Origin of the sequence: Neisseria sicca (assembly GCF_014054945.1) — a bacterium.
Lineage (GTDB): Bacteria > Pseudomonadota > Gammaproteobacteria > Burkholderiales > Neisseriaceae > Neisseria > Neisseria sicca.
Genome location: NZ_CP059566.1, coordinates 2,681,221 through 2,701,181, shown reverse-complemented (window position 1 = coordinate 2,701,181; position 19,961 = coordinate 2,681,221). Strand labels below are relative to the sequence as shown.

At 49.9% G+C, this 19,961-nt stretch carries 18 protein-coding genes; 13 read left to right on the top strand and 5 right to left on the bottom strand.

Features of this window, described 5'->3' with window-relative positions; translation table 11 throughout:
• Window positions 1-224 precede the first annotated feature (224 nt).
• From apbC to yacG, 8 genes are all read left to right on the top strand, one after another.
• Window positions 225-1,304, top strand: a complete 1,080-nt coding sequence (gene apbC, locus H3L95_RS12790) for an iron-sulfur cluster carrier protein ApbC (protein WP_003757122.1) — start codon at window positions 225-227, stop codon at window positions 1,302-1,304.
• A 728-nt stretch (window positions 1,305-2,032) separates the two neighbouring features.
• Window positions 2,033-3,292 carry a YadA family autotransporter adhesin gene (locus H3L95_RS12785; protein WP_003757126.1) on the top strand — a complete coding sequence of 420 codons (1,260 nt, stop codon included), beginning with the start codon at window positions 2,033-2,035 and terminating at the stop codon, window positions 3,290-3,292.
• A gap of 64 nt (window positions 3,293-3,356) precedes the next feature.
• Window positions 3,357-3,830, top strand: a complete 474-nt coding sequence (locus H3L95_RS12780; protein WP_003757128.1) for an outer membrane protein assembly factor BamE — start codon at window positions 3,357-3,359, stop codon at window positions 3,828-3,830.
• Between the two features lie 524 nt (window positions 3,831-4,354).
• A complete protein-coding gene (pilB, locus tag H3L95_RS12775) occupies window positions 4,355-6,034 on the top strand; it encodes a type IV-A pilus assembly ATPase PilB (RefSeq protein WP_003757129.1) in 1,680 nt (559 codons plus the stop codon).
• Window positions 6,035-6,105: 71 nt separating this feature from the next.
• Complete coding sequence (locus H3L95_RS12770) at window positions 6,106-7,347, top strand: type II secretion system F family protein (protein WP_003757131.1); 1,242 nt, start codon at window positions 6,106-6,108, stop codon at window positions 7,345-7,347.
• A gap of 1 nt (window position 7,348) precedes the next feature.
• On the top strand, window positions 7,349-8,212 hold the full coding sequence (locus tag H3L95_RS12765; protein WP_003757133.1) for a prepilin peptidase: 864 nt from the start codon (window positions 7,349-7,351) through the stop codon (window positions 8,210-8,212).
• A gap of 1 nt (window position 8,213) precedes the next feature.
• A complete protein-coding gene (gene coaE / locus H3L95_RS12760) occupies window positions 8,214-8,843 on the top strand; it encodes a dephospho-CoA kinase (protein WP_003757134.1) in 630 nt (209 codons plus the stop codon).
• A gap of 54 nt (window positions 8,844-8,897) precedes the next feature.
• A complete protein-coding gene (gene yacG, locus H3L95_RS12755; protein WP_040668227.1) occupies window positions 8,898-9,083 on the top strand; it encodes a DNA gyrase inhibitor YacG in 186 nt (61 codons plus the stop codon).
• 204 nt (window positions 9,084-9,287) lie between these two features.
• Here the strand turns inward: yacG and H3L95_RS12750 are convergent, their stop codons facing one another.
• On the bottom strand, window positions 9,288-9,623 hold the full coding sequence (locus tag H3L95_RS12750; RefSeq protein WP_003757137.1) for a hypothetical protein: 336 nt from the start codon (window positions 9,621-9,623) through the stop codon (window positions 9,288-9,290).
• Window positions 9,624-9,926: 303 nt separating this feature from the next.
• Here H3L95_RS12750 and H3L95_RS12745 point away from each other — a divergent pair, with 303 nt between their 5' ends.
• From H3L95_RS12745 to H3L95_RS12725, 5 genes are all read left to right on the top strand, one after another.
• A complete protein-coding gene (locus H3L95_RS12745; protein WP_003757138.1) occupies window positions 9,927-10,778 on the top strand; it encodes a mechanosensitive ion channel family protein in 852 nt (283 codons plus the stop codon).
• Window positions 10,779-10,810: 32 nt separating this feature from the next.
• Window positions 10,811-11,677: a hypothetical protein gene (locus H3L95_RS12740; RefSeq protein ID WP_003757139.1), complete on the top strand. Its 867-nt coding sequence runs from the start codon at window positions 10,811-10,813 to the stop codon at window positions 11,675-11,677.
• A gap of 244 nt (window positions 11,678-11,921) precedes the next feature.
• Entirely contained in the window at window positions 11,922-13,958 is a 2,037-nt protein-coding gene (locus tag H3L95_RS12735) for a M3 family metallopeptidase (RefSeq protein ID WP_003757140.1), read from the top strand.
• A 312-nt stretch (window positions 13,959-14,270) separates the two neighbouring features.
• Window positions 14,271-15,656 (top strand): GntP family permease, encoded by a 1,386-nt coding sequence (locus H3L95_RS12730; protein ID WP_003757142.1) that lies wholly within the window; start codon window positions 14,271-14,273, stop codon window positions 15,654-15,656.
• Between the two features lie 80 nt (window positions 15,657-15,736).
• Window positions 15,737-16,255, top strand: coding sequence for a gluconokinase, GntK/IdnK-type (locus tag H3L95_RS12725; protein WP_003757143.1), 519 nt, complete (start codon window positions 15,737-15,739; stop codon window positions 16,253-16,255).
• A 496-nt stretch (window positions 16,256-16,751) separates the two neighbouring features.
• Here H3L95_RS12725 and H3L95_RS12720 read toward each other — a convergent pair whose 3' ends face one another.
• From H3L95_RS12720 to H3L95_RS12705, 4 genes are all read right to left on the bottom strand, one after another.
• Window positions 16,752-17,495 carry an ABC transporter ATP-binding protein gene (locus tag H3L95_RS12720; protein WP_003757147.1) on the bottom strand — a complete coding sequence of 248 codons (744 nt, stop codon included), beginning with the start codon at window positions 17,493-17,495 and terminating at the stop codon, window positions 16,752-16,754.
• 1 nt (window position 17,496) lies between these two features.
• A complete protein-coding gene (locus H3L95_RS12715) occupies window positions 17,497-18,429 on the bottom strand; it encodes a FecCD family ABC transporter permease (RefSeq protein ID WP_003757148.1) in 933 nt (310 codons plus the stop codon).
• 231 nt (window positions 18,430-18,660) lie between these two features.
• A complete protein-coding gene (locus H3L95_RS12710) occupies window positions 18,661-19,449 on the bottom strand; it encodes a heme/hemin ABC transporter substrate-binding protein (RefSeq protein WP_003757149.1) in 789 nt (262 codons plus the stop codon).
• A gap of 84 nt (window positions 19,450-19,533) precedes the next feature.
• Complete coding sequence (locus H3L95_RS12705) at window positions 19,534-19,764, bottom strand: ChuX/HutX family heme-like substrate-binding protein (RefSeq protein WP_003757150.1); 231 nt, start codon at window positions 19,762-19,764, stop codon at window positions 19,534-19,536.
• Window positions 19,765-19,961 lie beyond the last annotated feature (197 nt).

Here is a 19,961-nt window from a genome sequence, read left to right as displayed (position 1 = left end):
ATTCATTGTATAAAAACTCTATATTTTTAATAATATTTAAATTAATTTTGATGACTTTAGATACAGTTTTTATTGTAAGAAAATTTATTACAGCACTCACGCATTTTTCCTGAAATATGGATCCGTATCTTTCATTCCATACCTACCGTATTTCCTGTATTTAACACACCAAACATGAATCATCCTTCATTCAATTATCGTTCCCTATCAACCAGAGATACGCCATGAATATCGTAGCCATTCAAACTGCACTGGAAGCAGTAAAAATCCCCGGCACCGAGCGCACGCTCGGCAGTGAAAAAGCCGTCCAACTGTTGGAAGAACGCTCCGACGACCTCCATATCGGACTGAAATTCGGATTCCCCGTCGGCCATATCGCCGCCGACATCGCCAACAGCCTGCAAGAAGCCGTCATCGGCATCACGGGCGACGCGCATATCCACCTCAGCATCGACACGGAAATCACAACGCACAAAGTACAGCCCGGCGTTGCCACCATCAAAGGCGTCAAAAACATTATCGCCGTTGCATCCGGCAAAGGCGGTGTCGGCAAATCCACCACCACCGCCAATCTTGCCACCGCCATGGCACGCATGGGCGCGCGAGTGGGCGTACTGGATGCCGACCTCTACGGTCCGAGCCAGCCGACCATGTTGGGCGTGCAAGACCGCAAACCTGACCAACAAAACAAAAAACTGATTCCCGTCGAAGCCGACAGCGGCATCCAAGTGATGTCCATCGGCTTTCTGGTCGATACCGACCAAGCCGTCGTTTGGCGCGGCCCGATGGTCAGCCAAGCCTTGCAGCAGTTGATGTTCCAAAGCGAGTGGGATGAAGTGGACTACCTCTTCATCGACCTGCCGCCGGGTACAGGCGATATCCAGCTCACCCTGTCGCAGAAAATCCCTGTAACCGGTTCGGTCGTCGTTACCACGCCGCAAGACATTGCCCTGATTGACGCGCGCAAAGCAGTCGATATGTTCCACAAAGTCAATATTCCGATTTTCGGCGTCCTGGAAAACATGTCGGTACATATCTGCTCCAACTGCGGCCACGCTGAAGCTATTTTCGGTTCTGAAGGCGGCAAAAACCTGGCAGGTCGTCTGAATGTCCCGCTGCTCGGACAGCTTCCGTTAAGCCTGCCCGTACGCGAAGCAATGGATGGCGGCGCGGCGAAACAGTTGTTTGACGAACATCCCGCTATTGCCAAAATTTATACCGACGCAGCCTTTCAAATCGCACTGACCATTGCAGACAAAGGCAAAGATTTCAGCAGCCGCTTCCCGAAAATCGTGATTGAATGATACAACCACAAACCAATAAAGCCCGATTGCAATAATCGGGCTTTATTTTTGACTAAAAGGTCGTCTGAAAACTCGGATTGTCTTTACAAATCTCAGCTTATTCCAATATATACCATCCAAACAAAAACACCTCTTATCCACGCCATGGCACAAGTATCGAAAATACAACACAAATCTATGGAATAATTAACAGAGAGACAAAAAAGAAAAATATCATTTCCAGTGGAAAAAATATATCTTCATATAAAATTTCCTACCATATTAAATATATAAAATGCAACGCTTGATTTCAACAATGACCAAACCGAACAAATAAGATATTTTTAATTAACTGAAAAGCAAAAAACGCAATTTAAAACCAAAATAAATCAAAAAACATAAATATATTATATGTGTTATTATTTTTTTTGTTATATATTACATATAGATAATGAGGAAATCGATTGTTTTTTTATAATGAAGTTAATATTTGATAAAAAAAAATAATAAATACAAAATAAGGAACTTCATATAATGGTGATCATGTACGAAGTAGTAAATCGTGCTTCGAACCATTTGTTTTCTGAATCAATTTTATTTTTTAGAAATAAAATTTTATGTATTTTACCACTGCTCGATGACCAGTGGTATGCATATTAGATAAACGGCATATATTTGTCAATTAAAATATGCAAAATATATAGATTCATCCATATTATTATTTATGTGTTTTTATCAGGGAGATAATTATGAAACACAAAACACACATGAATCGTTTTACCGCGCTCAACAAAACAGTGGCTTTGTCATTGGCAGCCGCAGGTCTTGTTTCTGCTTCACCTGCATTTGCAGCAGCGCTGACAAATGCTTCATATGTAAGCATTAACGATAACAACGAACCCGTCCGCGGCAACTATGACAGCAAGGGCGCAACTGGCCGTTACGGCGTGGCTGTTGGCATTCAAGCCAGCGCAAAAAGCCACAGCACTGTTGCAATTGGTACTGAAACCACTGCTGAACATGAATCTGCTACTGCAGTTGGCACACTCTCCAAAGCTGAAGGCACTGCCGCTGCAGCTTTCGGTCAAGGTGCCAGTGCAACTGCTAATGCAGCTACCGCTATCGGTCGCCAAGCTGCCGCAAAAGGCAACAGCAGCACTGCAGTAGGTTCTTCCTCTGTCGCTGAAGGCCTGTCTTCTACCGCATTTGGCTCCGGCTCTAATGCTACAGCTCCTGCCTCCACCGCTGTCGGACAAGGCACTCAAGCAACCGGCGCTTACACCGTTGCAGTAGGTCAAAAAGCTCAAGCCAGCGGTACTTCTGCGGCTGCAGTAGGTTCTTCTTCCGTCGCCAGCGGCAACTACTCTGTTGCAACAGGTCCTGCTTCCCAAGCTACTGGAAACGCCAGCGTCGCTTCTGGTCTGCAGGCCCAAGCTAAAGGCGGCTCTTCTGTCGCTATCGGTCGCGGAGCGATTGCAAGTGATGAATACTCTGTTGCTTTAGGCGCAAATTCTACTACTTCTGCTGCAGTAGGCACTAACAGCGCTACTGTAAACGGCGTAACTTACAGTGGTTTTGCCGGTACTAATCCTACATCTACAGTAAGTGTAGGCTCAGCAGGTAACGAACGCACAATCACCAATGTTGCAGCCGGCCGTATCACACCTACCAGCACAGATGCCATCAACGGCAGCCAACTGTACCAAGTAGCCGCACAAACAAACGGCAACAGCATCGTTATCAATAACCTCCAAGACCGCATCAACGATATGAACAAAGACCTGCGTGCAGGTATCGCTGGTGCTACTGCAATCGGCTTCCTTCAACGTCCGAACGAAGCAGGTAAAAGTATCGTTTCTGCAGCTGTAGGTGGCTATCGTGGTCAACAAGCAATTGCTGTTGGTTATGCACATAATTCCGATAACAACAAATGGTCTATCAAAACCGGCGTAAGCGTGAACACCCGCAAAGATGTCAACTGGGGCGGAAGCGTCGGCTACCAATGGTAAGACCTAGAGGGGATGGTTTAAAATCATCTCCATCTATCAAAGATTTGATATAAAAGGAAAAAACATGAAATTATCGAAATTTGTATTGCCTGCGATTGCAGCACTCTCCTTGGCAGCCTGTGGTAATCTGAGCAAAGTTAGCAAAGAAGGCACTACTGACAATCCCGTATGGCCTGATGCAGCAAAAACCACCCTGCGTCACGATGGTACTCAACATGGTTCTTGGCCAAACTGGGATAATGTCCGTCAAATTGAAGCCGGCATGAATAAAGACCAAATCTATGAACTGATTGGACGTCCTCACTTCCAAGAAGGTCTTTATGGCGTGCGCGAGTGGGACTACTTGTTCAACTACCGTGAAAATGGCGAACACAAAACTTGCCAATTCAAAATTCTGTTTGATAAAGACAAAAATGCCCAATCATTCTATTGGATGCCTGAAGGCTGCGGTCCGAAAAAAGCAGAACCTCAAGTTGTTCGTGAAGTCATTATTCGCGAAGTTGCACCTGCTCCCGCACAAACTCGTATTCGCCAATAAATTATCGACTAATGAACTGAGTCCCTATTTTTAATTTACTGAAATAGTCGCTCATATCAAATCAAAGCCGGATCATGTACTCAAACATGATTCGGCTTTTCGCATTTTTAGTTTTCAGACGACCTACATGTGGTCTATCCCCACCATACTGTCTCTTAAATACCACCAAATTATCCCGCTAGAAACAGCATCCAAAGCAATCACTCTAAGAGAGTCTCATACAAAGTTCCGCCGAGAAGTGTTGCAACTGTATTGTTTGCCTTATAATAGCGACTCCCTAAAAATTTCCAAACTACCCTCCCTATAATATTCTGCATAAATAAGGGATTGCACATACCATCGGAATATCATATTATTCCTTAACAATAAATAAAAACACTTAAAATAAAATTTCCTTTTAATACAGTTAAATACAAAATATCAAGTAACCAATGGGGATCTCCTTTTTGTAAGATATTTCATCGGCATGATGCCTGAAAATATTTACTGTATAAAAGGTTATACAAGAAATGGATAATTGAATAATGAGTATCGGACTATTACGCGTACTGCTTCAAAGCCAGACCATTACAAATGCACAAGCTGAACATTACGGCAATGCCTTGAAATCAGGGAAAGAAATCTTACCCATGCTTTTTGCGGACGGCATCATCTCTCCTAGAAGTTTAGGAGAATTAGTTGCACGTGTATTCAGCTACCCCTTATTGGATTTGCATCATTATCCTCGCAGCAATGTCATAACTGATGTTTTAAGCGAAGAACAGATGGTTCAAAATCGATGCATACCCATATTTCGTCGCGGCCGTAAAGTTTATCTGGCCGTATCAGACCCGACACAAATCCAAAACTTCCAAAAAATCACTTTTTCTTCAGGTGTTACGATAGATTTGGTTGTCGTACCTGACGATCAGTTAAGCTCCCTTTTAGAATGGTTAGGACAACGTTCTACCACCATCTTAAAAGAAATTAGTGAAGAACAAGAAGCTGCCCAGCCCTCTCAGGCGCTTTATATTGACAACGAAGAGGCTGAAGATGGACCTATTCCACGCTTTATTCACAAAACTTTATCAGATGCACTAAATGCAGGCGCATCCGATATACATTTCGAATTTTATGAACAAATGGCTCGTGTCCGTTTTCGTGTAGATGGACAGCTAAGGGAAGTGGTTCAACCCCCTGTTGCTGTACGCGGACAGCTGGCTTCACGCATCAAAGTAATGGCGCGTTTGGACATTTCGGAAAAACGCGTACCGCAAGATGGTCGTATTCAGATTGCTTTCCATAAACACGGTCGCCCCATTGATTTTCGTGTAAGTACGTTACCTACGCTTTTTGGTGAAAAAGTGGTAATGCGTATTCTGAATTCTGATGCAGCAACTTTAAATATTGACCAACTGGGATTCGAACCCTTCCAAAAAGAAATGCTGCTTGAGGCCATTCATCGGCCTTATGGCATGGTATTGGTAACAGGTCCGACAGGCTCCGGTAAAACCGTATCACTTTATACTTGCTTGAATATTTTAAATACAGAAGACGTCAATATTTCCACCGCAGAAGACCCGGCCGAGATTAATTTGCCCGGCATCAACCAAGTCAACGTCAATGATAAACAAGGTTTGACTTTTGCTGCGGCGTTGAAATCTTTCTTGCGACAAGACCCTGACATTATCATGGTAGGTGAGATTCGGGACTTGGAAACCGCGGATATTGCCATCAAAGCGGCACAAACCGGACATATGGTGTTTTCAACGTTGCATACCAATAATGCGCCTGCGACCCTATCCCGTATGTTGAACATGGGGGTTGCCCCATTCAACATTGCCAGTTCCGTCAGCTTAATTATGGCGCAACGACTATTGCGTCGTCTGTGTTCGAGCTGTAAGCGTGAGGTTGAACGTCCTCCCGTTCCCGCATTAAAAAAAGCAGGATTTACAGATGAAGATTTAGCAAAGGATTGGAAACTCTACCGTCCTGTCGGTTGCGATAGTTGTCGTGGTAAAGGCTTTAAAGGCCGTGTCGGTGTCTACGAAGTAATGCCGATTACCGAGGAAATGCAACGTGTCATTATGAATAATGGTACGGAAGTTGATATTATGAACATGGCCTATAAAGAAGGCATGGTCGATTTACGCCGTGCAGGCTTATTAAAAGTTATGCAAGGGTTGACTTCATTAGAAGAAGTTATTGCTCACACTAACGATTAAACCATTGAATCGAAGAAACACGGGGACTTTTGTTTTCTTCATTCTTAAACATTAAACCAAGGGGTAACAAAATGGCTCAAGCAGAGCAAAAAAGAGGCTTATTCGCTCAAAAAAATAAAGGCAAACGTTTTACGTTTGAAGGTAAAAATACCAATACGGATCAATTGGTCCGAGGCGAAGTAGTCGCCAAAGACGAAGAAGAAGCGCGTAAAAAGCTCCAACGCCGCGGGATACGCCCTTTACGTATCAGTAAGGTAAAGGCAACTAAAAAGCGTCGTATTACTCAGGAAGACATTACTGTCTTTACCCGTCAACTCGCCACCATGATGAAAGCAGGTCTGCCTTTAATGCAGGCTTTTGAAATTGTCGCACGCGGACACTCCAACCCATCCATGACTGAAATGTTGATGCAAGTCCGTGCAGATGTGGAACAAGGTAGTGCATTAGGTAAATCATTTGCCAAATACCCAAAATATTTCGACCGTTTTTATTGCAATCTGATTGCGGCCGGCGAAGCTGGCGGTGTTTTGGAAAGCCTGTTGGATAAACTTGCTGTATATAAAGAGAAAACGCAAGCCATTAAGAAAAAAGTGAAAACCGCGCTGACGTACCCAATTTCTATTGTTGTTGTTGCAATAGCATTGATCTTCGTAATGATGCGTTGGGTATTACCTGAATTTGGTAAAGTTTATGCTGGAATGGGTGCTGAATTGCCTGGTTTAACCAAAATTGTTATGGATATTTCCAAAATATTCGTGGAATATGGGTGGCTGATGATTGTTATAGTTATTGCCATTTGTTTTGGTGTTTATAAACTACATGAAAAATCACCAAATTTCCAGAAACGTATAGATGCAATGGTTTTACGTTTACCAATTTTTGGTCAAATTGTCCGTAAAGCAACTATTGCTCGCTGGGCTCGTACCACTTCCACCTTGTTTGCAGCAGGCGTACCTTTGGTAGAAGTTTTAGATTCAGTAGCAGGTGCAGCCGGTAATATCCTTTATGAGGAGGCAACACAGGACATTCGTGCGAAAGTTACTCAAGGTCTTTCTTTGACTTCGAGTATGCAAAGTACGGATATGTTCCCCAATATGGTTATTCAAATGGCCGCTATTGGTGAAGAATCCGGTTCCCTTGATGATATGCTGAATAAGGCTGCTGAATTTTACGAGGATGAAGTTGATAACTCTGTAGCACAATTATCCTCACTGATGGAGCCCATCATTATGGTAGTTTTAGGCTCCATCATCGGAACATTGTTGGTAGCAATGTATCTGCCGCTGTTTAACCTCGGTAACGTAGTAGGTTAATATGCTGGAATCTTTGGATACATTAGCACCATTTGCTATTCCATTATCTGTCGTCGTTGGTTTGTTAATCGGAAGTTTCCTTAATGTTGTCATTTACCGCGTTCCTGTTATGATGGAACGCGGCTGGACTCAGTTTGCGAAAGAGCATTTGCAGCTTGAATTAACGGAAGAAGAGCAGCAACCATTCAATTTGATGAAACCGGATTCACGCTGCCCTAAGTGTCATGCCCCGGTAAAGGCTTGGCAAAATATTCCGATTTTCAGTTATCTGATGCTTGGTGGTAAATGTGGTTCGTGTAAAACGCCCATCAGCATCCGTTATCCCTTAATCGAATTATTGACCGGCATATTGTTTGGTGTTATGGCGTGGCAATATGGCTGGACGATGGCTGCATTTGGCGGTTTGATATTGACTGCGCTATTGATTGCATTGACCTTTATCGATGCAGATACTCAATATTTACCTGACAGCCTGACCCTGCCGCTGATATGGTTAGGCTTGCTGTTTAATTTGAATGGCACTTTTGTTCCATTAAAATCTGCCGTTTTAGGCGCGGTTTTCGGCTATATGAGCTTATGGCTGTTGTGTTTTATCTATAAGCTTTTGACTGGAAAAATCGGTATGGGTAACGGCGATTTTAAATTGCTGGCTGCACTAGGTGCATGGCTTGGTGTCGGCATTTTACCTGTATTGGTCTTTATGGCAGCTTTAATTGGTCTGATTGGTGCGATTATCGGACGGGTTGCCAAAGGACAATATTTTGCATTCGGTCCGAGTTTGGCTATTGCCGGCTGGATTATTTTGGTAGCTAATGAGCCGGTACATCGTGCCGTCACTTGGTGGCTGACCAAATCAGGGTTTTAATATGACTTTATGGATAGGTTTGACAGGTGGTATCGGCAGCGGGAAATCTCAAGCAGCAAAAATCTTTTCTGATTTGGGTGTCCCGCACATTGATGCCGACGCCCTGAGTCGAAACCTGACGGCGGATAACGGTATAGCATTACCGGCTATCCGCCGTCTTTTTGGCGACAAGGTTTTTCATACCCAAAACAGTCTGAACCGTGCTGCTTTGAGGGATCTTGTTTTCAGACGACCTCAAGCCAAAAAAGAATTGGAAGAGGTGTTGCTGCCTTTGATTTTAAATGAAATCAAATCTGCAAAAACCCGCTATCCTAACGCAGCATACGGCATCATCGATGTACCTTTGCTGATTGAAAATCCGGAATTTTTAGCGGCTGTCGATAGAGTATTGGTTATCGACGTTTCTGAAGCAACCCAAATTCTTCGCGTTCAGCAAAGAAGCGGTTTGAATACAGAAGAGATCAAGCGCATTATGAACACTCAGGCCAGCCGCAAAACGCGGCTGCTCTATGCAGATGATGTCTTAGAAAATGAAGGGACTTTATCTGAATTGACCCAAAAAATTCAGGGACTGCATAGGTTTTATCTGGGATATTCCGGCAACTCGAAATTTGGTACATCATTGCCCTAACGTGAAATATTTCAATCAACAGACAAAGCATAAATGATTTGTAAGGAACAAATAATGACTGAAGTAACGACTGTGAAATGTCCGACCTGTCAAAAGCCGGTGATATGGAATGAAGAGAGCAAATACCGGCCTTTTTGCAGTCAACGCTGCCGATTGATCGACTTAGGCGAATGGGCGCAAGAGAAATATACGGTTGCAGCGGAAGAAAATGATAGCTTATCGGATTTATTGAAATCATAAACGATAGAGAATAGCTATCTAATAGAACTTGGTTTAACAAACAAAAGATAAAGCCCATTTACCTCTCCCCCTCTCCCTCCCAATAAGATGGAAAACACAAAAGGTCGTCTGAAAACGCCATTCCGTTTTACCTTACGGAAGCAGCATTTTCAGACGACCTTTTGTTCTTAACGCTTATTTCAGAAGAAACCGCTTCTATTGCGCTTACTTCACAATCTCGACCGGACCGTGATCGTCGCAGTGGTCGCCGTGTTGGTGGTGCAGGCGGCCGTTGACGATGTAGTCGGTGTGATCGCCGTGCGGTACGGCTTCATGGCCGCAACCTTCGCCGTGAACATGGCCTTTGCAGGTATCGACGGGATGGCAGCCGTCAGGGTTGGTTTCATTGACGCTTAAGCTGTGTTCGTCGTAATGGCCGTTGTGTTCGTGGTGCAGATGACCGTCGTGCAGATAGTCGGTGTGGTCGCCGTGTTTGATGGCGGTATGGCCGCAACCGGTGCCATGGGTATGGTCGTGATGATCGTGGATTTTGCAAGTCATTTTGATTCCTCGTTATCGGTGGTTAATTCAAACCCTTTAGGTTACGGACTACATGTTATCCTTTTTTGGCAACCTAGTAAACAATTTCCTCTTTATTAACATAGTGTTACAGTATATCATCATAGGCTTTAAAGGTCGTCTGAACGCGCCATTTCGATGATATGCCTCTTACGGATGTTTCAGACGACCTCCCCATTCGTTATCATTTATAATGTCATTTCTTAGGCGGCCCGGCAATCCGTGCCGATGGTGCGTATAGGTCGTCTGAAAACAATATCAAGATAAATATAGGATTTTTACACTATGTGGGACACAGTACGGCAATGGCTGCATACTCTGCCAGTACGCGAGGAAGTGGTGGAATCGGTGCTGATGGTCATGGCGCTGCTGGTTTTGCGGGGCGTTTTGCTGAAACTGTATCTGCGCCGTCATCCGCATTACAGCATCGAGGAAAAACGCCGCTCCTTGGTACTCAGCCGCAATCTGACGCTGATTTTGACGATTTTCGGGCTGGCGGTAATTTGGGCGACACAAATCCAGACGCTGGCGCTGTCGATGTTTGCCGTAGCGGCGGCGATTGTGGTGGCGACGAAGGAACTGATTATGTGTTTGTCGGGCAGCATCTTGCGCTCGGTAACGAAACAATATTCGGTCGGCGACTATATTGAAGTGAACGGCCTGCGCGGGCGTGTGGTCGATATTAATCTTTTGAATACGCTGATGATGCAGATCGGTCCGAACCCGCTGGTCGGGCAGCTTTCGGGTAAAACGCTGTCGTTCCCGAACAGCCTGCTTTTGAACCATTCCGTCCGCCGCGACAATATTTTGGGCGATTATGTGATTCATACGGTGGAAATTCCCGTGCCGATTCATTTGGATTCGGATGTGATTGTAGGTCGTCTGAAAGCCGTATTGGAGCCTTTGTGCCAACCTTATGTACCCGCCATCCAGCGGCATTTGGAAAACGTGCAGGCGGAGAAGCTGTTCATCACCCCTGCCGCCCAGCCGCGCGTAACCCGCGTGCCGCATGACGACAAGGTGTACCTTATCATCGTGCGCTATGCCTCGCCCGTGGCGAAGCGTTTAGAAATCCAGCAAGCAGTGTTGGATGAATTTTTGCGCGTACAATACCGCCTGCTAAACCCTCAAGCTTAACCCCATAATCTATTAACAATCAGGAAAATACTATGTTGCCCGAATCCGCCCTTACGCAAATGTACCCCGTCATCATGACCCCCAGCCACGACGGGAAATATTTCCACAATTACGTCCTTTCGCTGCTCAATATCGTCCACACCAGCGCGCAAAACGGCTGGCCGCTGCAAGTAATGATGCAGCGCGGCGAGAGCCTGATTACCCGCGCGCGCAATAATTGCGTGGCGACCTTCTTGGAAAACAAAGAATGGACGCACCTCTTCTGGATAGACTCCGACATCGGTTTTTCCGCCGAAGCGTTCTACCGTCTGCTTTTGGCAGACAAAGACGTCGTTGCCGGCATTTATCCGTTGAAACGCGAAAACTGGCCTGACGAAGGCGTTCCTGCCGGCACGACGCAGGCGGATTTCGAGCGGATGTACACCGCCTACACCGTCAACACAGGCGATAAAAACGAAAACGGCGAAATCGTCCTGCGCGTCGATGAAGAAGGCTTTATGAAAGTCGATGACGCGCCGACCGGATTCATGGTCATCAAACGCAGCGTGTTCGAAAAAATGATGGCCGCCTACCCCGAGCTGAACTACATCTCCGACAGCGACTACAAACGCGAAGACAAAGGGCTGCACTACCGCTTCTTCGACTGCATGGTCGATCCCGAAAGCAAACGCTACCTTTCCGAAGACTACACGTTCTGCCGCCTGTGGCAGCAAATCGGCGGCGAAGTCTATGTCGACGTCCAATCCAACCTAACCCACCAAGGCGCGAAAATCTACCGCGGCGCGTTTGCCGATTCGTTGCAAACCAATATCGCACAAGCCGTGTTCGCCCCCGCCGGCACACCGATGAGCCTCGACCTCGCCGCCCCGCTCAAATCCAACCCGCGCGGCGCAGAATAGCGTAAAAACAGGGAAAGACGCTTTAAGCCCGACAAGATGGCACTATATCTCCCCTATCGTTTGCCCCATCGTTTTCAGACGACCCCGAATCCAAACAGGTCGTCTGAAAACACAATCGGTTCGCCCGAACGGCAAACCTAAAACCCAGACACACATTATCCCCATTTTCCCATTGACTCAGGCGGCAGCCATTTTTCAGACGACCTCCGTCCGAACCCGCCACCCACACAAAGGAATCCCATCCATGACCGACAACGTACTGCTCCATTTGGGCGAAGAACCCCGTTTCGACGCCATCCAAACCGCCGACATCAAACCCGCCCTGCAAACCGCCATCGCCGAAGCGCGCGCGCAGATTGCCGAAGTCAAAGCCCAAACGCACACCGACTGGGCAAACACCGTCGAGCGTCTGACCGACATCACCGAACGCGTCGGCAGGATTTGGGGCGTCGTGTCGCACCTCAACTCCGTCGTCGATACGCCCGAACTGCGCGCCGTCTATAACGAACTGATGCCCGAAATCACCGTCTTCTTCACCGAAATCGGACAAGACATCGAGCTGTACAACCGCTTCAAAACCATCAAAAATTCCCCCGAATTCGAGACCCTCTCCCCCGCACAGCAAACCAAGCTCAACCACGACCTGCGCGATTTCGTCCTCAGCGGCGCGGAACTGCCGCCCGAACAGCAGGCAGAACTGGCGAAACTGCAAACCGAAAGCGCGCAACTCTCCGCCAAATTCTCGCAAAACGTCTTAGACGCAACCGACGCCTTCGCCCTCTACTTCGACGACGCCGCACCGCTTGCCGGCATTCCCGAAGACTCGCTCGCCATGTTTGCCGCCGCCGCGCAAAGCGAAGGCAGAACAGGCTACAAAATCGGTTTGCAGATTCCGCACTACCTCGCCGTCATCCAATACGCCGACAACCGCGAACTGCGCGAACAAATCTACCGCGCCTACGTTACCCGCGCCAGCGAACTTTCAAACGACGGCAAATTCGACAACACCGCCAACATCGACCGCACGCTCGAAAATGCCCTGCAAACCGCCAAACTGCTCGGCTTCAAAAACTACGCCGAGCTGTCGTTGGCAACCAAAATGGCGGATACGCCCGAACAAGTCCTCACCTTCCTGCACGACCTCGCCCGCCGCGCCAAACCCTACGCCGAAAAAGACCTCGCCGAAGTCAAAGCCTTCGCCCGCGAACGCCTGAACCTCGCCGACCCGCAGCCGTGGGATTTGAGCTACGCCAGCGAAAAACTGCGCGAAGCCAAATACGCATTCAGCGAAACCGAAGTCAAAAAATACTTCCCCGTCAGCAAAGTCCTGGCAGGCCTGTTCGCCCAAATCAAAAAACTCTACGGCATCGGATTCGCCGAAAAAACCGTTCCCGTCTGGCACAAAGACGTGCGCTACTTCGAGCTGGAGCAAAACGGCAAAACCATAGGCGACGTCTATATGGACCTCTACGCCCGCGAAGGCAAACGCGGCGGCGCGTGGATGAACGACTACAAAGGCCGCCGCCGCTTCGCCGACGGCACGCTGCAACTGCCCACCGCCTACCTTGTCTGCAACTTTACCCCGCCCGTCGGCGGCAAAGAAGCCCGCTTGAGCCATGACGAAATCCTCACCCTCTTCCACGAAACCGGTCACGGCCTGCACCACCTGCTCACCCAAGTGGACGAACTGGGCGTATCCGGCATCAACGGCGTCGAATGGGACGCAGTCGAGCTGCCCAGCCAGTTTATGGAAAACTTCGTCTGGGAATACGACGTCTTGGCACAAATGTCCGCCCACGAAGAAACCGGCGAGCCCCTGCCGAAAGAACTTTTCGACAAAATGCTTGCCGCCAAAAACTTCCAACGCGGCATGTTCCTCGTCCGCCAGATGGAGTTCGCCCTCTTCGACATGACCATTTACAGCGAAGACGACGAAGGCCGTCTGAAAAACTGGCCGCAGGTTTTAGACAGCGTGCGCAAAGAAGTCGCCGTCATCCAACCGCCCGAATACAACCGCTTCGCCAACAGCTTCGGCCACATCTTCGCCGGCGGCTATTCCGCAGGCTATTACAGCTACGCATGGGCCGAAGTCCTCAGCGCCGACGCCTACGCCGCCTTTGAAGAAAGCGACGACGTCGCCGCCACAGGCAAACGCTTCTGGCAGGAAATCCTCGCCGTCGGCGGCTCCCGCAGCGCGGCGGAATCCTTCAAAGCCTTCCGCGGACGCGAACCGAGCATAGACGCACTGCTGCGCCACAGCGGCTTCGACAACGCGGCTTAATAGTAAGGTTGAGGTAATGAAAAGGTCGTCTGAAAAGTTTTCAGACGACCTTTTTTGCATAATATTTCATGTTCGACACCCGATAAAGAAACTTTCAGACGACCTCTCCGCCTTATCGGATACCTCATCCGACCTTGTCTTTTTCACCCTCTATTTTGTCTCTCATTTATTATTAAAATTCATCTAAAAATTAGACGCTTATAGACTCAAAATTCCACCATACCGCCCCGTTGCAAATCGTGCTATGGTCTATTGGATACGTTTGAAAAACCTTAACCACCTTGTATTCTGATTACAAAGAAAGGCTTCAAAATGGATGGTTGGACTCAGACTTTGAGCGCGGGCTGGCTGCTGAGTATTGCGGCGATGGCGATTGTGCTGATTTTGCTGTTGATTGTGAAACTGCGTGTCCACGCGCTGTTGACGCTGGTGTCGGTGAGCCTGCTGACGGCGGTGGCGACGGGGCTGCCGATGGATAAGATTGTGAACGACGTTCTGTTGAAAAACTTCGGCGGTACGCTCGGCAGCGTGGCTTTGCTGGTCGGTTTGGGCGCGATGCTCGGGCGGCTGGTGGAAACTTCGGGCGGGGCGCAGTCGCTGGCGGATGCGCTGATTCGGATGTTCGGCGAAAAACGCGCGCCGTTTGCCTTGGGCGTGGCGTCGCTGATTTTCGGTTTCCCGATTTTCTTTGATGCGGGATTGGTGGTGATGCTGCTGATTGTCTTCGCGACGGCGCGGCGCATGAAGCAGGACGTATTGCCTTATGCTCTGGCGTCTATCGGCGCGTTTTCGGTGATGCACGTTTTCCTGCCGCCCCACCCCAGTCCGATTGCAGCTTCGGAATTTTATTCGGCGAACATCGGTCAGGTACTGATTTTGGGATTGCCCGTCGCCATGTTCACTTGGTATGTCAGCGGTTATCTGCTTGGAAAGGTTTTAGGACGTACCATCCGCGTTCCCGTTCCCGACTTGCTCAGCGGCGGCGCGGTGGACAACGACCGGCCGCAAACGCCTGCCAAGGCTTCGACCGTGGTCGGCATTATGCTGATTCCTATGCTGTTGATTTTTATGAATACAGGTCTATCCACCTTAATCAGTGAAAAAGTCGTCAGCGCGGACGAACATTGGGTACAGGTGGCGCGCATGATCGGCTCGACCCCTGTCGCGCTGCTGATTTCGGTTTTGGTGGCACTTTATGTTTTGGGCAGAAAACGCGGCGAAAAGGCAAGCGCGCTGGAGAAAACGGTGGACGGCGCACTCGCTCCCGTTTGTTCGGTTATCTTGATTACCGGCGCGGGCGGGATGTTCGGCGGCGTGTTGCGCGCATCGGACATCGGTCAGGCGTTGGCGGACAGCATGGCGAATTTAGGCATACCCGTATTGCTGGGCTGTTTCTTAGTGGCATTGGCGCTGCGTATCGCGCAAGGTTCGGCAACCGTCGCGCTGACGACTGCCGCCGCATTGATGGCACCCGCCGTTGCCGCCGCAGGCTTCAACGACTGGCAACTCGCCTGCGTCGTTTTGGCAACCGCGGCAGGCTCGGTCGGTTGCAGCCACTTCAACGACTCGGGCTTCTGGCTGGTCGGCCGCCTTTTGGATATGGACGTACCGACCACGCTCAAAACATGGACGGTCAACCAAACGCTGATTGCCGCCATCGGTTTTTCAGTGTCGGCGCTGCTGTTTGCCGTGGTTTGAGGTCGTCTGAAAACGGTTTTGAGACGCTCTAAACCGTCTGCCCGACCTTATATTTTTCAAATCCAACAAAGGAAGAGAACATGACGACGCATTTTGTGATGATGGGCGGTTGCGCCTGCGGCAAAACCACCGCCGCCCTGTCCCTACAAAAACACCTCAACCAATGCCCCTACGCCGAAGGCGACGATTTCCACACCCAAGCCAACCGCGACAAAATGGGCGCGGGCATCCCGCTGACTGACGAAGACCGCTATCCGTGGCTCTGCAACCTACGCGACTGGATGACGGAACAGGCGCAAAGCGGCGCGGCGTACACCATCGTTACCTGCTCCGCCTTGAAACGCCAATACCGCGACATCCTGCGCGGCGCACAAGGCAAAACCGCCTTCATCCACCTGACGCCGCCGCAAGCCATCAACCTCGAACGCATGATGGCGCGCCAAGGGCATTACATGAAGGCGGGGATGCTGGATTCGCAACTGGAAATCCTGGAAGAACTCGGCACGGACGAATACGGCGTCAAAATCGACAATCCCGGTTCGCCCGAAGCCGTAGAAGCCGATATTTTGGCTTGGGTTAAAGCGGAAGGTTTGTTGTGAAGAAAGTGTGTAAATAGTTGTCAGGAAGGTCGTCTGAAAGTTTCAGACGACCTTTTTTACGAGGATTTCAAACGTCTAAAACTGTTCGGGATTCGAGAATCCGACTACACACTCAGCAACTTACGATAAGCCGTAGCAAGAGAAAATAGAAACCCGTAGCGTGGGCTTTGCCCACGAATCAAACTCAAAATTTCAGACGACCTCTTTTACCCAACATTATCGTGGGCAAAGCCCACGCTACAATGTATACCGACTACTGACGATATTGAATGATTACTTTGCCGACAACAGCATCCGAACGGCTTGATTTGAGTTTTGGTATTTTTGCCCGACGGGGTGAAAAATACAGTTGCTACGCAGGTCAGGAAATGACGTCATGGGTATCTTTTATTTATATTGACGATAAAGGTCGTCTGAATATTCTTTTTCAGACGACCTTTTTGCGGAGATTCATTTTACAAACCACCCGTGATACACCCGCTTTTCAGACGACCCCTCACAAAGTCTCCGCCTGAAACCACGTTTTGCCGTTGGCGGTGCATTCGAGGATGCGCCAGTCGTAGGTTTGGCTGAGGCGTTCGGCGTCCATGATGTCGGCGGTTGCGCCTGCGGCGGTGATGCTGCCGTTTTTCATCAGCGTGATGTGGCCGGCGTAGTGGGCGGCGAGGTTGAGGTCGTGCAACACCATGACGACGGTCATGCCTTGTTCGGGCAAGGTGGTGAGGTGCTGCATCAGGCTGTGTTGATAGCGGACGTCGAGATGGTTGGTCGGTTCGTCGAGGAAGAGGACTTCGGCATCCTGCAACAGCGCGCGGATGACGGCGGCGCGTTGCTGTTCGCCGCCGGAGAGGGTTTGGATGCGTTTGTGTCGCAAGTCGGCGAGGTCGAAATGCTCGAGCAGGGCTTGGGCGCGTCGGGTGTCTGCCTGTTTGGGTCGCCGATACCAAGCGAGTTTGGGGTATCGCCCGATGAGGACGTATTCGGACAGGGTCATGGGGAGGTTGAAATGTTCGTGTTGCCCGACCCAGGCGATTTTATGTTGTCTGAGCGCGTCCTTCATGGGTGCTTCACACCAGCTGGCTTGCGGATGGTAGAGGAACTGTTTGAGCAGGGTGGACTTGCCCGCGCCGTTGGGGCCGATGACCGCGCTGACGGCGCATTGGGGAAATTCGGCGCGATCCAAAGACAGGATGGTGCGTTTTCCGGCTTTGACGGTGCAGTTTTCGATGAGCAATGCCATGTCAGCTCCTTTGGTCTTTGACAATCAGCCACAGGAAAAACGGCCCGCCCAAAATGGCGATGACGATGCCGACAGGCAGGTCGATGGGGTACACCACCCAGCGGGCAAACGTATCGGCGAGCAACATGAAAATCGAGCCGACGGCGGCGGACAGGATAATCAGGCGGGTGCGCGATCCGCCAACCACCTGCGCCAATACGTTGGGTATCATCATGCCGACGAAACCGATGATGCCGCCGAGCGAGACGGCGGCGCCGATCATCAAAGCCGCGCCGATGATGGTTGCCACGCGGGTGGCGGCGACGCTGATGCCCATAGTGTGCGCGGTTTCGTCGCCCAAGAGCAGATAGTCGAGACGGCGGCCGACGGCGGCCAGCACGACCAAACCTGCCAGCATCACGCCGCCTGCGTAAGCCGGCGAAACAAAACCTGCTTCGGAGAAGCTGCCCGAGAGCCAAGTCATGGCGCTGCGCAATGCCATGTCGTCTGAAAGGAAGAGAATCAGACTGACCAATGCGCCGCACAAAGCGCTGACCACAAAACCCATGACCAACAGCCCCAGCTTGCCGCCGCCGACCAGACGGTGTCCGAGCAGAATCAGGATGCAGACGGCAAACGCGCCCGCAAATGCCGCCAGCGGTACGGCGATGTTCCAGCCCATCGCAATCGCCAGCACTACGCCCATCGCCGCCCCGCCCGACGTTCCGATCAAGCTCGGGTCGGCAAGCGGGTTTTCAAACAAAGCCTGCAACGCCGCGCCGCTGGCGGAAAGTGCCGCGCCGACCAGCAAAGCGACAAAAATACGCGGCAGGCGGATTTCCATCAACACGGGATCGGCGGCAAGCGGATTGCTCCAGCCGCCCTCGCCCACTCCGGCGCAAAACCAAATCAGAAACAAAGATAAAACCGGCAACACCGGAAGCCATTTTTTCATGTTGTGATTCTTTGAAGAGTATTTCGGCAGCGGCTGCGAAACGCCGACGGATCCGCCGTTGCCCGTTTTCAGACGACCTGTTCACAATAAACGAACGCAGAACGCTGCTGCCTTCATGTGCATCTGTTCCGAAACAACGGCGGCAAAAGAAAGAAGGTCGTCTGAAACCGACAAAAAGCCGGATTGCCCATCCGACTTCGTGCCATCACGCCACTTTCAGACGACCGCCTCTTATTTCCCTAAATCGTGCAGCTTGCGGACGATGTCGGGTGTGTAGAGGCCGTAGCGCATATAGTCGTCCGCCTGCCAGAACAAGATGCGTTTGTTTTTCCCGGCGGGGCTGGAGGCGATTTCGGGGCGCGTCATGATTTTGTCGAGGCCGCCGAGGGCTTTTTCATTGTGTTTGGCGATGATGATGACGTCAGGTTTCGCATTGAGCCAGCCTTCGCGCGAGAACGGTTTGAGTCCGTCCACCGAAGCCGCCGCGTTCGTCCCGCCGGCTAAGCGGATAAGCACGTCGCCGACAGTATTTTTACCCGCAACATAACGTCCGTCGTAGCTCAAGATGTAGCGTTTGCCGTTGGCAGGCTGCGCCTTGATGCTGCTTTTAAACTGCTGCGCCAAAGCCTGCGCCTGCTTTTCCTTGCCCAACAATTTGCCGATGCGGGCGAAACTTTGCTGGTATTGCTCCAGCGTTTCGTTTGAATTGACGTTTTCAGCGCGGACACCGGCGCGGCTGAGTTGGGCGTAAATGCCGTCAGGTTTCGCCATCCAGCTTCCGATGACCAAATCAGGCTTTTTGGCGATGATGGGTTCGGCGGAGAAATTGCGGTAGAAGCCGATGGACGGCGTGTTTTTATAGGCGGGGTTGCGGTTGAACTCGTGGATGCCGACGACTTCTTTGTCCGCACCGAGTTTGGCGGCGATGTCGGCAACGTCGGGCGTCAGGATCACGACGCGCTGCGCGGCGGCATGGGCGGCAAGCAGGGTCAGGACGGCGGCGATGATGGTTTTTTTCATGATGTTTCCGTATGGTTTGCAGGGTTTGGAGGTCGTCTGAAAACCCAAAACGGGGTTTCAGACGAGGTGTGGGTTCAAAAAAGATTACAACCCGTATGTTTGGCGCACTTCGGCAATCAACGCGCGCCACGCTTCGGATTCCGCTTCGGCATCGGCGGGTCTGCCGAACAGTTGTAGCACCAAATTGCGGCGGTCGTCATAGGCTTCGATGCTGTGGACAATGCCGTTGCTGCCCGGACGGCGGACGAACCAAAGTTCGGCAAGCTTGGTATCGTCGAGGAAGAAATTTAGAAGGTTAATGATATAAATTATCATTTTATTTCAATTTAAGGTCAACCTTCATCAAATTAATGTGAATCCGTCAAACCGCAAAATTTACGGCAAAACCGACTCCTCCACCCTTGCGCCAAGCCCCAACCTTTCGTCCAAACCCCTTATAAAAACAATACAATTCGGCTACAATAGCCCTTTGCATTTTTTCAGACGACCTTAGCGAAACGTCGTCTGAAACC

Bases quoted from the DNA above. Each gene is read 5' to 3' on its own strand.
- apbC (WP_003757122.1), top strand. From the start codon at position 225: ATGAATATCGTAGCCATTCAAACTGCACTGGAAGCAGTAAAAATCCCC.
- H3L95_RS12785 (WP_003757126.1), top strand. From the start codon at position 2,033: ATGAAACACAAAACACACATGAATCGTTTTACCGCGCTCAACAAAACA.
- H3L95_RS12780 (WP_003757128.1), top strand. From the start codon at position 3,357: ATGAAATTATCGAAATTTGTATTGCCTGCGATTGCAGCACTCTCCTTG.
- pilB (WP_003757129.1), top strand. From the start codon at position 4,355: ATGAGTATCGGACTATTACGCGTACTGCTTCAAAGCCAGACCATTACA.
- H3L95_RS12770 (WP_003757131.1), top strand. From the start codon at position 6,106: ATGGCTCAAGCAGAGCAAAAAAGAGGCTTATTCGCTCAAAAAAATAAA.
- H3L95_RS12765 (WP_003757133.1), top strand. From the start codon at position 7,349: ATGCTGGAATCTTTGGATACATTAGCACCATTTGCTATTCCATTATCT.
- coaE (WP_003757134.1), top strand. From the start codon at position 8,214: ATGACTTTATGGATAGGTTTGACAGGTGGTATCGGCAGCGGGAAATCT.
- yacG (WP_040668227.1), top strand. From the start codon at position 8,898: ATGACTGAAGTAACGACTGTGAAATGTCCGACCTGTCAAAAGCCGGTG.
- H3L95_RS12750 (WP_003757137.1), bottom strand. From the start codon at position 9,623: ATGACTTGCAAAATCCACGATCATCACGACCATACCCATGGCACCGGT.
- H3L95_RS12745 (WP_003757138.1), top strand. From the start codon at position 9,927: ATGTGGGACACAGTACGGCAATGGCTGCATACTCTGCCAGTACGCGAG.
- H3L95_RS12740 (WP_003757139.1), top strand. From the start codon at position 10,811: ATGTTGCCCGAATCCGCCCTTACGCAAATGTACCCCGTCATCATGACC.
- H3L95_RS12735 (WP_003757140.1), top strand. From the start codon at position 11,922: ATGACCGACAACGTACTGCTCCATTTGGGCGAAGAACCCCGTTTCGAC.
- H3L95_RS12730 (WP_003757142.1), top strand. From the start codon at position 14,271: ATGGATGGTTGGACTCAGACTTTGAGCGCGGGCTGGCTGCTGAGTATT.
- H3L95_RS12725 (WP_003757143.1), top strand. From the start codon at position 15,737: ATGACGACGCATTTTGTGATGATGGGCGGTTGCGCCTGCGGCAAAACC.
- H3L95_RS12720 (WP_003757147.1), bottom strand. From the start codon at position 17,495: ATGGCATTGCTCATCGAAAACTGCACCGTCAAAGCCGGAAAACGCACC.
- H3L95_RS12715 (WP_003757148.1), bottom strand. From the start codon at position 18,429: ATGAAAAAATGGCTTCCGGTGTTGCCGGTTTTATCTTTGTTTCTGATT.
- H3L95_RS12710 (WP_003757149.1), bottom strand. From the start codon at position 19,449: ATGAAAAAAACCATCATCGCCGCCGTCCTGACCCTGCTTGCCGCCCAT.
- H3L95_RS12705 (WP_003757150.1), bottom strand. From the start codon at position 19,764: ATGATAATTTATATCATTAACCTTCTAAATTTCTTCCTCGACGATACC.